Annotated in this window: 13 protein-coding genes and 1 tRNA gene; 3 read left to right on the top strand and 11 right to left on the bottom strand. The window is 67.1% G+C overall.

Translation table 11 applies throughout. The features are described from left to right. Positions 1 to 101: 101 nt before the first annotated feature. From J5T34_RS05625 to J5T34_RS05610, 4 genes are all read right to left on the bottom strand, one after another. Positions 102 to 178, bottom strand: a tRNA-Val gene (locus tag J5T34_RS05625). 21 nt (positions 179 to 199) lie between these two features. Next, positions 200 to 2,428: a RelA/SpoT family protein gene (locus tag J5T34_RS05620; protein ID WP_208578977.1), complete on the bottom strand. Its 2,229-nt coding sequence runs from the start codon at positions 2,426 to 2,428 to the stop codon at positions 200 to 202. A gap of 64 nt (positions 2,429 to 2,492) precedes the next feature. Beyond that, positions 2,493 to 2,855, bottom strand: coding sequence for a RidA family protein (locus tag J5T34_RS05615; protein WP_174105757.1), 363 nt, complete (start codon positions 2,853 to 2,855; stop codon positions 2,493 to 2,495). A 94-nt stretch (positions 2,856 to 2,949) separates the two neighbouring features. Continuing rightward, positions 2,950 to 3,840 carry an alpha/beta fold hydrolase gene (locus J5T34_RS05610; protein ID WP_208578976.1) on the bottom strand — a complete coding sequence of 297 codons (891 nt, stop codon included), beginning with the start codon at positions 3,838 to 3,840 and terminating at the stop codon, positions 2,950 to 2,952. A 206-nt stretch (positions 3,841 to 4,046) separates the two neighbouring features. On the opposite strand from J5T34_RS05610, the gene J5T34_RS05605 reads away from it, so the two are divergent. Together J5T34_RS05605 and J5T34_RS05600 are read left to right on the top strand one after the other, a co-directional pair. Next, positions 4,047 to 4,823 carry a 3-hydroxybutyrate dehydrogenase gene (locus J5T34_RS05605; protein ID WP_208578975.1) on the top strand — a complete coding sequence of 259 codons (777 nt, stop codon included), beginning with the start codon at positions 4,047 to 4,049 and terminating at the stop codon, positions 4,821 to 4,823. A gap of 20 nt (positions 4,824 to 4,843) precedes the next feature. After that, positions 4,844 to 5,344, top strand: a complete 501-nt coding sequence (locus J5T34_RS05600) for a DUF411 domain-containing protein (protein WP_208578974.1) — start codon at positions 4,844 to 4,846, stop codon at positions 5,342 to 5,344. 149 nt (positions 5,345 to 5,493) lie between these two features. On the opposite strand, the gene J5T34_RS05595 is transcribed toward J5T34_RS05600, so the two are convergent. Together J5T34_RS05595 and J5T34_RS05590 are read right to left on the bottom strand one after the other, a co-directional pair. Beyond that, positions 5,494 to 6,132 (bottom strand): CoA transferase subunit B, encoded by a 639-nt coding sequence (locus J5T34_RS05595; RefSeq protein ID WP_149319238.1) that lies wholly within the window; start codon positions 6,130 to 6,132, stop codon positions 5,494 to 5,496. An 18-nt stretch (positions 6,133 to 6,150) separates the two neighbouring features. Further along, entirely contained in the window at positions 6,151 to 6,852 is a 702-nt protein-coding gene (locus J5T34_RS05590; protein ID WP_208578973.1) for a CoA transferase subunit A, read from the bottom strand. A gap of 176 nt (positions 6,853 to 7,028) precedes the next feature. Here J5T34_RS05590 and J5T34_RS05585 point away from each other — a divergent pair, with 176 nt between their 5' ends. Then, positions 7,029 to 7,574, top strand: a complete 546-nt coding sequence (locus J5T34_RS05585) for a PAS and helix-turn-helix domain-containing protein (RefSeq protein ID WP_208578972.1) — start codon at positions 7,029 to 7,031, stop codon at positions 7,572 to 7,574. A gap of 206 nt (positions 7,575 to 7,780) precedes the next feature. On the opposite strand, the gene J5T34_RS05580 is transcribed toward J5T34_RS05585, so the two are convergent. The 5 genes from J5T34_RS05580 to J5T34_RS05560 form a co-directional block, all read right to left on the bottom strand. Beyond that, positions 7,781 to 8,182 carry an acyl-CoA thioesterase gene (locus tag J5T34_RS05580; protein ID WP_208578971.1) on the bottom strand — a complete coding sequence of 134 codons (402 nt, stop codon included), beginning with the start codon at positions 8,180 to 8,182 and terminating at the stop codon, positions 7,781 to 7,783. Positions 8,183 to 8,274: 92 nt separating this feature from the next. Continuing rightward, positions 8,275 to 9,303, bottom strand: a complete 1,029-nt coding sequence (locus tag J5T34_RS05575; protein WP_208578970.1) for a DctP family TRAP transporter solute-binding subunit — start codon at positions 9,301 to 9,303, stop codon at positions 8,275 to 8,277. A 75-nt stretch (positions 9,304 to 9,378) separates the two neighbouring features. Further along, positions 9,379 to 10,683 carry a TRAP transporter large permease gene (locus J5T34_RS05570; RefSeq protein WP_208578969.1) on the bottom strand — a complete coding sequence of 435 codons (1,305 nt, stop codon included), beginning with the start codon at positions 10,681 to 10,683 and terminating at the stop codon, positions 9,379 to 9,381. Beyond that, positions 10,680 to 11,285, bottom strand: coding sequence for a TRAP transporter small permease (locus tag J5T34_RS05565; protein ID WP_208578968.1), 606 nt, complete (start codon positions 11,283 to 11,285; stop codon positions 10,680 to 10,682). The genes J5T34_RS05570 and J5T34_RS05565 overlap by 4 nt, the downstream gene beginning before the upstream one ends. Positions 11,286 to 11,691: 406 nt before the next feature. Further along, on the bottom strand, positions 11,692 to 12,477 hold the full coding sequence (locus J5T34_RS05560; protein ID WP_208578967.1) for an SDR family oxidoreductase: 786 nt from the start codon (positions 12,475 to 12,477) through the stop codon (positions 11,692 to 11,694). Positions 12,478 to 12,835: the final 358 nt, after the last annotated feature.

The following is a 12,835-nucleotide window of genomic DNA, read 5'->3' as shown; positions in this document are numbered from 1 at the left end:
TCGCTTGTCAGCGGTAGTAGTTCGCGGTGTCATAACCATGGCGTCTGGATGTCCTTCGGTGAAATGTCTTGGGTACTGCTGTCTTCGGTACTGCAATTCGTTGGTAGGCTCGATTGGACTCGAACCAACGACCCCCACCATGTCAAGGTGGTGCTCTAACCAGCTGAGCTACGAGCCTAGCGAAGCCGCAAGTATAGCATCACTTTCTTTGAGCCTGCAACACCCCGGACACATCTTCGATCAATCCCAGCGCGCGCTGCAGCTGGGTGGCCTCCGCCACTTCGGCCGTGAACTGCATCCGCGCCACACCCTTGCTGCTCAGCGTCTTGACGCCGGTGACGTTGATTTTCTCGCGCGACAGCACTTCGGAGATATCGCGCAGCAGCCCCTGGCGGTCGATCGCCTCGACGTGGATCGCGACGGGATAAACCGCGTCGCTCTTCTTGCCCCATTCGGTCTGGATGATCCGCTCGGGCGCACGCGCCGCCAGCTGCTGGAAGGTATGGCACTGGCGCCGGTGGATCGACACGCCGCGTCCGCGCGTGACGAAGCCGACGATGTCGTCGGGCGGCGCCGGCTTGCAGCAGCGCGACATCTGCGTCATCAGCGAATCGACGCCGACCACCAGCACGCCGCTCTTGGCGCCGCGGGCGACGCTGGTGGCGCGGCTCTTCTTGGTGACCGCCTCTTCCTCGCTGACCTGCGGCGCGGCCTCGCCCTCCGGATGGCGCAGCGCCTGCTCGACATGGCGCAGGCTGAATTCTTCCTTGGCCACCGCCGCGTACAGTTCGTCCGGCGTCTTGAAGCCCAGCCGCGTCGCCAGCACGTCAAGGTTGACCGCGGTCTTGCCCTCGCGCTGCAGCGTCTTGTCGATCAGCACCCGTCCCTGCGCGATGGTCTCCTGCGAATCGAGCGCGTTGAACCAGGCCCGCACCTTGGCGCGTGCCCGGGAGCTGGCCAGATAGCCGAGGTCCGCGTTCAGCCAGTCGCGCGACGGCCCGCCCTGCTTGACCGCGACAATTTCGACGGTCTGGCCGTTTTTCAGCGGCGTGTTCAGCGGCACCATCGCGCCGTCCACGCGGGCGCCGCGGCAGCGGTGGCCCAGGTCGGTATGCAGGTAGTAGGCAAAATCGACCGGCGTCGCGCCCTGCGGCAGCGCCACCACGCGCGCCTGCGGTGTCAGCACGTAGATATGGTCGTCGATCGCCGCATGCTTGAGCTGCTCCCACGGCGACTCGTCGTGCGCCACGGTATGGTCGGCGTCGTCCTTCCACGCCAGCAGCTGCCGCAGCCAGGCGATCTTCTCGTCGTAGCTCTCGTTCGCCGCGAACTGTCCGCTGTAGCCCTTGCCGCCGGCCTCCTTGTAGCGCCAGTGCGCCGCCACGCCGTATTCGGCGAAGTGGTGCATCTCGTGGGTGCGGATCTGCACCTCGAAGGCGCGCCCGTCGTCGCCGATCACCACCGTGTGCAGCGACTTGTAGCCGTTGGCCTTCGGACGCGAGATGTAGTCGTCGAACTCGCGCGGGATCGGCTGCCACACGTGGTGCACGATGCCGAGCACCGCATAGCAGTCCTTGATGTCGTCGACGATCACGCGGAAGGCGCGCACATCGTACAGATCGGCAAAGTCCAGGTCCTTGCCGCGCATCTTTTTCCAGATGCTGTAGATGTGCTTGGGCCGGCCGCTGACTTCGGCGCGGATGCCGGCGGCCGCCAGCTCGCGCTGCAGCCGTTCGATCGCCTGCGAGATATAGCCCTCGCGCTCGATGCGTTTCTCGTCGAGCAGGCGGGCGATGCGCTTGTAGGTGTCGGGCTGTTCGAAGCGGAAGGCCAGGTCCTCCAGCTCCCACTTCATCTGCCAGATGCCGAGCCGGTTCGCCAGCGGCGCGTAGATGTCGAGCGTTTCGCGCGCCACGCCGGGCAGCGGCGCGTTCCTGGTCTGCGCCAGCCAGCGCAGCGTCTGCAGCCGCGAAGCGAGGCGCACGAGCACCACGCGGATGTCCTGCGCGAAGGCCAGCAGCATCTTGCGCAGCGCTTCGACTTGTTCGTGGCGCGCCTGTGCCTCGTTGCGCGACTGCGGCACGTCGCCGCTGTCGCCGCGATTGACGGCAATCGCGCCGATGCGCAGCAACTGGCGGACGTCCTTGACCAGGCGCGCGACCTCGTCGCCGAAACGCTCGGCGATCTCGGCCTCGGTCTCCGGCACGAAGGCCGCCACCGGGAACAGGCAGGCCGCGGCGCGGGCCGCGTCGTCGATGCGCAAGCCATCGAGAATGCGCAGCATCCCTTCGGCATGCGACAGCACGGTTTCGCCGGTGGGCAGCGCCACCGCTTCGCCATGTTCGCGCGCATACGCCAGTGCCTGCTCGACCAGGCCCGCGTCCGGCGTGCCGGCGATCTGCCCGGTCGCGTCGGTGGACGTCACCATGTCACCACTTCCCCTGCTGCACCTGCCACGCCAATTCAAATCACTACGCGTTGCCGCTCGACGCTCAACGCAGCGCCGCGGTGACCACCACTTCGATCCGATACTTCGGATTGGCCAGCTTCGCTTCGACGGTCGCGCGCGGCGGCGTATTGCCCTGCGGCACCCATTCGTCCCACACCTCGTTCATCGCGCCGATGTCGGCGATATCGGTCAGGAAGATCTGGCACGACAGGATGCGGGTCTTGTCGCTGCCGGCCTCGGCCAGCAGCCGGTCGATATGGCCGAGCACCTCGCGGGTCTGGCCGCGGATATCGGCATCCGGGTCGACCTCGGGCACCTGGCCCGCCAGATAGACCACGCCGTTGTAGACGGCATATTCGGAAAGACGTTTGCCCACATGGGCGCGTTTCAGTTCGGTCGTGCTCATCGTGATATGACATGCAGCTTGCGCTGCGATTGGTGGTTCGACACGGCCGGCACCGTTGCCCGGCCCTGCCACGACATCAAAGCGCGGCCCGGGCTCAGGCTCCCGCCGCGCCGACAAAAAACTCGCGTGCGATCGCAATCTGGGCGGGATCGACGAAGGTCGGCGCATGGCCCACGTCCGGCACCTCGACCGAGCGCACCTGCTTGCCGCGCGCGACCATCTCGGCGACGGTCTCGCGCGTCAGCAGGTCGGACTGCGCGCCGCGCACCACCAGCACCGGCACCGGAATCGCTTCGAACATGCGCCACATCGCCATCTCGCCGGCCGCGGCCATCTCGGGCGTGGTCTCGCGGAACGGCACCGCCAGCGCCGGATCGTAATGCAAGCCCCATTCCAGCCCTTCCGCGCCCTGCACCGGTTTCAGGATCGCGCCATTCAGTTCGCGCCACTGTTCCGGCGTATGCCGGCCGAACGAGGCGCTGATGGTCTGCAGATACGCCAGCCCCTCCTCGAACGTCTTGAAGCGGACCGGCAGCCCCAGATAGGAGCCGATCCGCTCGAGCGCCGACGCGGCGATGCGCGGACCGACGTCGTTCAGCAGCAGCTTGCGCACCGGGCTCTTCGGCAGCGCGGCCAGCCCCATGCCGATCAGTCCGCCCATCGACGTGCCGAACCAGTCCACCTGCTCGACGTTCAGGCGCGCGATCAGCGTGACCATGTCGGAGACGTACTGCGGCACGATGTAGCGGCGCGGATCGGCAAGCCAGTCGGAGCGGCCCCGACCGGCCACGTCCGGGCAGACGACGCGATATTCGCCGCTGAAGGCGCGCGCGACCTCGTCGAAATCGCGGCCCGTGCGGGTCAGGCCATGCACGCACATCAGCACGCGCGGATTGGATGGGTCGCCCCACTCGTGATACGCCATGCGGTGCAGGCCAGCGGGGCTGATGCACTGCACGAAGCCGAGGCGCGGACTGGCTGACATCTTGACTCCCTGCGCGAGGAACGCGAATAAGGCGCGGCAATGGCGCACGACGAAAACCGCGACACATGAGCGTCGCGCATGGCGCCGTGGCTGCAGCGCCGGCTGGGCAAAGCCCGATTGTACGCCAGCGCTACAATGCGACAGCAACGACGACCGTGCCGCCGCGGCACGGCGCATTGCCACCCCATTTCTCCACGGAGGCTCATATGCTGAAGGGCAAGACGGCGCTGGTGACCGGTTCGACCAGCGGAATCGGTCTGGGCATCGCCCAGGCGCTCGCCGCGCAGGGCGCGCATCTGATCGTCAACGGATTCGGCGATGTCGAGGGCGCCAAGCGCCAGATCGAGCAGGCCGGCAGCGGCATCCGCGTCGGCTATCACGGCGCCGACATGAGCAAGGCCGCCGAGATCGAGGACATGATGCGCTATGCCGACAGCGAGTTCGGCGGCGTCGACATCCTGGTCAATAACGCCGGCATCCAGCATGTGGCCAATATCGAGGACTTCCCCATCGAGCGCTGGGACGCGATCATCGCGATCAACCTGACCTCCGCCTTCCACACCACGCGGCTGGCGCTGCCCGGCATGAAGCGCAAGGACTGGGGCCGCGTGATCAACGTCGCGTCGACCCACGGGCTGGTCGCCTCGGCGCAGAAGTCGGCCTATGTCGCCGCCAAGCACGGCATCGTCGGGCTGACCAAGGTCACCGCGCTGGAGACCGCGCAGACCGGCGTCACAGCCAACGCGATCTGCCCCGGCTGGGTGCTGACGCCGCTGGTGCAGAAGCAGGTCGAAGCCCGCGCCGAGCGCGAGGGCATTCCGATCGAGCAGGCCAAGCGCGAGCTGGTGCTGGAGAAGCAGCCCTCGGGGCAGTTCGTCACGCCCGATGAGCTCGGCGCGCTGGCGGTCTTCCTCGCAAGCGATGCCGCGCGTCAGGTGCGCGGCGCGATCTGGAACATGGATGGAGGTTGGGTCGCGCAGTGATGGCGCGCTCCGCTAAGACGATGAAGCGAAGAGATGTTCTGAAGGGCCTGCTTGCAGGTGCGACGCTGTCGGCCGGCCTGGGACCGCTCGCGCGGGCAGCCGCGCCCGCCGCGAAGGGGGCAGCGGTGAAAACCCCGATCGAGGTCTACAAGAGCCCGCTGTGCGGCTGTTGCGAAGGCTGGGTCGCGCATCTGCGCGAGCGCGGCTTCGACGTCAAGGTGCACGACGTCGAAGATACCGGCGTGCATCGGGCGCGCCTGGGCATGCCGGAGCGCTTCGGCTCCTGCCATACCGGCGTAGTGGACGGCTACGCGATCGAGGGCCATGTGCCGGCCGCGGAGATCCGCAAGCTGCTGGCAGGCAGGCCCAAGGCGGTCGGGCTGGCGGTGCCGGGCATGCCGGTCGGTTCGCCGGGCATGGAACAGGGCTCGCGGGTGGACCCATACTCGGTGCTGCTGGTGCGCGCCGATGGCGGCGCGTCGGTATTCGCGCGCTATCCCGCCCCTGCCGTGGGACGCTGACCCCGCGCCGTGCCAGCGGCTTGCGGAGGCTTGTGGCGGCTCGCGTCGCCCACCGGCCTCGCGACGCAGGCGCAGTCGATAAAAACCCCCGCCTCGATCGAGGCGGGGTTTAACGTTGTGCCGGGCGATCGCGCCCGCCTTGCAACGCCTTACAGCAGCGGCACGCCGGTCTTGCTCTGAATTTCCTCGCGGCTGACGCCAGGTGCGGTCTCGACCAACTTCAGCCCCTCCGGCGTGACGTCCATCACGCCAAGGTCGGTGATGATGCGATCGACCACGCCCACCCCCGTCAGCGGCAGCGTGCAGGCCTCGAGAATCTTCAGGTCCTCGCTGCCGTCCTTCTTCTTGGCGGTATGTTCCATCAGCACCACCACGCGGCCGACGCCGGCCACCAGGTCCATCGCGCCGCCCATGCCCTTGACCATCTTGCCCGGGATCATCCAGTTGGCGAGGTCGCCCTTCTGGCTGACCTGCATCGCGCCGAGGATGGCCAGGTTGATATGGCCGCCGCGGATCATCGCGAACGAGTCCGCCGACGAGAAGATCGACGAGCCCGGCAGCGTGGTCACGGTCTGCTTGCCGGCATTGATCATGTCGGCGTCGACCTCTTCCTCGGTCGGGAACGGGCCGATGCCCAGCAGCCCGTTCTCGGACTGCAGCCAGACCTCCACGCCCGGCGGCACATGGTTGGCCACCAGCGTCGGCAGGCCGATGCCCAGGTTCACATAGAAGCCGTCCTGCAGCTCGCGCGCGGCGCGCGCCGCCATTTCGTCACGTGTCCATGCCATGATCTGTCTCCTTGATCGTCAGGCCGCGGCACGCACGGTGCGCTGCTCGATGCGTTTCTCGGGATGGGCGTTCAGCACGATGCGCTGCACGAAGATGCCCGGGGTGTGAACGTCGTCCGGGTCGATCTCGCCGATCTCGACGATCTGCTCGACCTCGGCGATGGTGACCTTGCCGGCCATCGCACACATCGGGTTGAAGTTGCGCGCGGTGCGGCGAAAGATCAGGTTGCCGGCCTTGTCGGCCTTGTACGCCTTGACCAGCGCGACGTCGGCGGTCAGGGAGCGCTCCATCACGTATTGCTCGCCGTCGAATTCGCGGATTTCCTTGCCTTCGGCCACGATGGTGCCGACGCCGGTCTTGGTGAAGAAGGCCGGGATGCCGGCGCCGCCGGCGCGCAGCTTCTCGGCCAGCGTGCCCTGCGGCGTGAATTCGAGTTCGAGTTCGCCGGCCAGGTACTGGCGTTCGAATTCCTTGTTCTCGCCGACATAGGACGAGATCATCTTGCGGATCTGCCGCGTGGCCAGCAGCAGGCCCAGGCCGAAGCCATCGACGCCGGCATTGTTCGAGATGCAGGTCAGCCCTTTGGCGCCGCTGTCGCGCAGCGCCGCGATCAGGGCTTCCGGGATGCCGCACAGGCCGAAGCCGCCGACCGCGATGGTCTGTCCATCGCGGACCACGCCGGCAAGCGCCTCGGCGGCGCTGGCGTAGACCTTGTTCATATCGTCTCTCCTTCCTCGATGATGTTCCCGGACGAGGCGGCGACGCCGCTCGCGGGTAACGTTACAATCGCTACGGCCCGCGCCGGACGCGGGACCCGCGCGCCGGCCGTCGACAGCGCTCCAAAGGATACGCAAGCCCCGCAGCGGACGCCAGTACGTAGAAATACATAAGGACAATGCCTGCCATCGACTACCAGACCGCCTTCCAGCTGGCGCCGGTCGGCCTCGTGCTCTCGCGCGAGCGCAGGATCGAGGACTGCAACGACGAGGTCTGCCGCATCTTCGGCACGACCCGTGAGACGCTGATCGGCCAGTCGTTCCAGGTACTGTATCCGACCGCCGACGAGTTCGAGCGTACGGGCGCGCGCATCGTGCCGATCATGAACGCGCGCGGGCTCTATTCCGACGAACGGATCATGAAGCGGGCCAACGGGGAATTGTTCTGGTGCCATGTCACCGGCCGCGCGCTGGACCGGCAGCAGCCGCTGGGGGCCGGCATCTGGAGCTTCGAGGACCTGTCGCAGAAGCGCCCGGTGACCGCGCAGCTGACCGCGCGCGAGCGCGACATCGCGGCCCAGCTGGTCGAGGGCAAGACCAGCAAGCAGATCGGCAAGTCGCTATCGATCAGCCCGCGCACCGTCGATATCTACCGGGCGCGGCTGATGAAGAAGTACGGGGCGCATACCGCGGTGGATCTGGTGCAGCGGCTGGTCAATCATTGACCGGACGAGGCGTTTCTTACCGCTTGTTCGCTCCCCTCTCCCGCCCCGCGGGAGAGGGGTTGGGGGAGAGGGAAACGGCGGTCGCCATACCGACACGGCGTTAGCATAGCCAGCGCCCTTGCCCTCTCCCCCGCCCCTCTCCCGCAAGCGGGAGAGGGGAGCAAACCCTCAGCCTTCCACCAAACCTTCGGCCTTCCACTACACCATCAGCCCTCCAGCAAACCCCGGATCGCCGCCGGCAGCGGCACCGATTTCTCGGCTTCGTAATTGCACCAGACCACCTTCGCGCCGCCATCGGCGAACACCGTGTCCGGGTCGTCGCAGCGGCGGATCTCCGTGCGCGTCTCGAAGCTGCTGCGGCCCAGGTCGCCGGCGAAGACGCAGCATTCGATCTCGCCGGGATAGCGCAGCTGGCGCCGGAAATTCATGTGGGCGTTGACGAGCACCGGCCCCTGTCCGTTCTCGTCGCGGCCGCTGCAGCCGAGCGACTCGAACCACGAGATGCGCGCCTGCTCGAGGTAGCGGAAATAGACGGTGTTGTTGACATGGCCCATCGCGTCCATGTCGCCCCAGCGGATCGGCATGCGCAGCGTGAAGACGTGTTTCATCGCGTTTTGGCTAATGGTGGCCGGACAGGCGTTCCCGCGCCTCGAGCGCGGGAACGGTTCAGGAACGCAATCCCGATCGCATCGGAATCGGATCAGCGCTTGGCGATGGCCGCCTCGGCCTTGCCGACCAGGTCCGCGCCGATCTGCTTCTTCCACTTGTCGTAGACCTTGGCGGTCGCCTTGCGGAAGGCATCGTGCTCGGCCGGACTCAGGTGCGTGACCTTGACGCCGTGCGCCTCCATCTCCTTCCAGGCCGGCGCGCCGGGCTCGGCCAGGCCCTTGCGGGCCAGCGCGACCTCCTGCTTGCCCGCGTCGATCGCCGCCTGCTTGACGATCTCGCGGTCGGCCGGCGTCCAGCTTTCCCAGATCTGCTTGTTGACCACGAAGATCAGCGGATCGGCGACATAGCCCCAGGTCGTCACGAACTTCTGGCCGACCGTGTACAGCTTGGCGGCGGCAAACACCGATTGCGGATTCTCCTGGCCGTCGACCGCGCCCGAGGCCATCGCCGGCTGCGCATCGGCCCAGCTCATCTGCGTCGGATTGGCGCCCAGCGCGTTGAAGGTGTCGATATACAGCGGCGAGCCGACCACCCGCAGCTTCAGGCCCTTCAGATCCTCGGGCTTGCGAATCTCGCGCTTGGAGTTCGACACCTCGCGGAAGCCGTTCTCGCCCCAGGCGAGCGGCACCACACCGGCCTTTTCGAGCGTAGCGAACAGATGCTTGCCGACCTCGCCCTGCGTCAGCGCGTCGAGCGCCTTGTAGTCGGGCATCAGGAACGGGAGCGAGAACAGGTTCAGCTCGCGCACCTGCGGCGACCAGTTGATCGTCGAGCCGATCGCCATGTCGATCACGCCCTGGCGGATCGCCGAGAACTCGCGGGTCTGGTCGCCGGCCACCAGCGAGGTGCCCGGATAGAGCTTGATATTGATGCGGCCGTTGGTGCGCTGGCGGACCAGGTCGGCCCAGATCTCGCCGCCCTTGCCCCACGGGAAGGCGGGGCCGAGCACCAGCGACATCTTGTATTCGGACTTGTAGGTCTGCGCCATCGCACCGGCGGGCGCGAGGGCAGCGGCGGCGATGGTGGCGGCCATCGACAGCATCAGGGCACGGCGTTTCATGAGTCAGTTCTCCTCTCGGGAATCGTTATTTGGACTGAAGATCAAGCAGAAATACAGGGGCTGGGCACGCGCACCTCAATAGCCCAGCCGCGCCGGCAGCCACGTGGCCAGCGGCGGAAACGCCAGCACCAGCAGCATCGCGCCGAACATCGCCAGCAGCATCCAGATCACCCAGGGCACGGTCTCCTCCATCCGCACGCGGGCGATCCGGCAAGATACCATCAGGTTCACCGCCAGCGGCGGCGTGAACTGGCCCAGGGCGACCTTCAACGTCAGCACCACGCCGAACCACACCGGGTCCCACTGGAAGGCATTGGCGATCGGCAGCAGCAGCGGCACGAAGATCAGGAAGATCGAGATGCCGTCGAGGAACATGCCGACCGTGATCAGCAACAGCACGATCAGCGCCAGCACGCCGTATTCGCCGACGCCCGAATTGGCGATGGCCTGCGCGAGCGGATCGATCACGCCCAGTGTCGACAGCGCGTAGGCGAAGATGCCGGCCAGCGCCACCACCAGCAGGATCACCGACGAGGTCTCGGCGGCCTCGCGGAAGATCACGTACAGATCGCGCAGGCCGATCGAGCGATAGACCACCATGCCCACGAACAGCCCGTAGACGACCGCGACCACCGCGGCCTCGGTCGGCGTGAACCAGCCCGCGCGCATGCCGCCCAGGATCAGCACCGGCGCGAACAGGCCCCAGGCCGCCTCGCGCAGGCTGCGCCAGAACGGCGGCCGCGGCAATGACGCTTCGGCGGCCCCCATCTTGTGCTTGCGCGCCAGCCACACCGCCGGCACGATCAGCGCGATGCCGGCCAGCACGCCGGGAATCATGCCGGCGGCGAACAGCGCCGGCACCGAGGCGCCGGGCACCAGCACGCTGTAGACGATGAAGGCGACCGACGGCGGAATCAGGATGTCGGTGGCGGCGGCCGCGCCGACCACGGCGGCGCTGAACGAGCCCGGATAGCCGGCGCGCGACATCGCGGCGATCATCACGCCGCCGACCGCGGCCGCATTGGCCGGGCCCGAGCCGGAAATCCCGCCGAGGAACATCGCCACCAGGATCGCCACCAGCGGCAGCATGCCGGGACCGCGTCCGACCACGGCAATGGCCAGCGTGACCAGCCGCTGCGCGACGCCGGAGCGGTCGAAGATCGAGCCGACCAGCACGAACATCGGAATCGCCAGCAGCGGGTACTTGGCCAGCCCCGCGTAGAAGTTCTGCGGCACGGCCAGCAGGCCGAACATCTGCGTATCGAGATTGGACAGTCCGATCGCCGTGAGGCCGCCGAGGCCCAGCGCGACGCCGATCGGCACGCCGAGCAGCATCAGCACGATGAAGACGGCAAACAGCACGATGGCGATCAGCGTCATGGCTGGCGCTCCCCGCCGTCCTGCCGGCGCTGCGCATGCAGCGCCTTCAGCGCGCGCAGATTGCGGCCGGCCAGCGCCAGCGCACGCAGCGCGATGCAGGCCGACAGCAGCGGCAGCCAGACGGAGTACCACCAGCTGGGCACGCCGATGCCCGGCGAGGTCTCGCCGTACGTGTATTCGTCCCAGGTGATACGCGCGCCGAGCACCGCCAGCGCGATAAACATGATCGCCACCGCCAGCGCCGACACCACCGCCAGCCGGCGCTGGCGTGCCGCGCTGCCGCGCTCGAAGAAGAATTCGATGCGGATATGCCGGTCGCGCGCGACCGCGGCGCTGCCGCCGACCAGCGCCAGCACGATCATCAGAAAGACCGAGAACTCCTCGGTCCAGGCGAACGATTCGTCGGTCAGATAGCGCACCGCGACATTGGCGAAGGTGATGACCACCAGCAGCATCATCACGACGATGCCGATCCAGTCTTCGATGCGGGGGCTGATGCGGAATTCGGCATCCGCTGCCTGGTCCACGGGTTCGGTGATCAAGGCCGAATCGACCGCGTGCTGTGGCGCGGCGTCGCGCCGTGCCTGCTCTTGCTGCTCCATCTCCCCGGCCTCCGGTCCGGTCTGCCGTGGCCTGCAGGTCCGCGGCAGCTGCTGCATGACGCCTTGGCGGCGTGCTTCTGTGAATGCCCTTCCTGTTGCCGCTGTCGACGACGTACGCCTGAAGGCGCGCCGTCCCGGGCGAGCCGGCGCGGCTATTCAAGGGCTTATGGAATTTGGCACCAGCGAATTATGCCCACACTGGCGATGGGCGGACACCTCCAATACCCTAGGGGATGGCATCGGCATGCAGGTGGCCTGGCGTCGGCCATGGCGCCCGAGGGGACCGGATAAGCCCCGGGCTGGACAGGTCCGCCCCGCTTCTGGCGGGCGGCGGACACAGGCGAACGCCGTCGGGCGCGCCGGCCGATTCGCTGTGGGGCGATATCGGCGGCGCGCGCGGCTGGCTTTATACCATACCGTCGTCGGCGGTGATCACCGCGCCGTTGATGAACTGCGACTGGTCCGAAGCCAGCAGCAGCAACAGGCCATCGAGATCCTCGGGCTTGCCGAGCCGCTTGCGCGGCAGCAGCTGGATCAGCTTCTGGCCGGCATCGGTGTCCCAGTGATGGTGGTTGATATCGGTGTCGATATAGCCCGGGCAGATCGCATTGACGTTGATGCCATAGCGCGCCCACTCGAGCGCCATCGCCTTGGTCATGTGGACCACCGCGGCCTTGCTCATGCAATAGACGCCGATCTGCGACAGCACCTTCAGGCCGGCCACCGAGGCGATATTGATGATGCGCGACTGCGGCAGCGGCGTGCCGTTGCGCTCGGCGCCCTTGGACCGCGCGATCATCCGCTTGGCCACTTCCTGGGCCACGAAGAAGGCGCCGCGGGTATTGGTGTCGAAGACGAAGTCGAAGTCCTCGGCGGTGACATCGGTCAGCCGCTGCGTGGTCGACACGCCCGAGTTGTTGACGACGATGTCGATCGCCCCCGCCTCGGTCTCGGCATGCGCCACCGCGGCGCGAATGCTGTCGGGGTCCGTCACGTCAAGCCGCACCACATGCGCGCTGCCGCCATCGGCTTCGATCGCCGCGCGCAGTTCCTTGAGCCGCTCGGTGCGGCGCGAGGCCAGCACGACCTTGGCGCCGGCGGCCGACAGCACCTGCGCGAAGCGCATGCCCAGTCCGCTCGACGCACCGGTCACCATCGCGACCTTCCCTTCCAGATTGATCGACAAACCCATATGAACCTCTGCAGTGGAACGCGTCCCGGCTGCGCCGGAGATCGCGTTCGATGGCTGCCCTCGAACCGCAGGAACGAAGGCAGTATATTAAAAAACGAACGATCGTTCCAAAAAATTGCTTGCCTGTGGGTGTCGAGTCCCGGACAATGCCGGAGATTCTAAGAACTCGGGCACAAAAAGGAAACAGCGAGGCGAAACTGTGCAAGCGGCAAACCGCGTGCCGATCCATCGCCATCCAGCAGAAAGCCGACCACAAGCAGCCGGACCACGCGCCAATCTGCAGCATCCGTCCCCGCCTGCCGGCCCAATGCCATCCCCGCCGTCCTTGCCGCCGCCCGGTTCCGGCGACACAGGCCAC

Origin of the sequence: Cupriavidus gilardii (assembly GCF_017598945.1) — a bacterium.
In the GTDB taxonomy this organism is placed as follows: domain Bacteria; phylum Pseudomonadota; class Gammaproteobacteria; order Burkholderiales; family Burkholderiaceae; genus Cupriavidus; species Cupriavidus gilardii_E.
The sequence above is the reverse complement of the archived record's forward strand: the minus strand, read 5'-3'. Positions and strand labels throughout refer to the sequence as shown.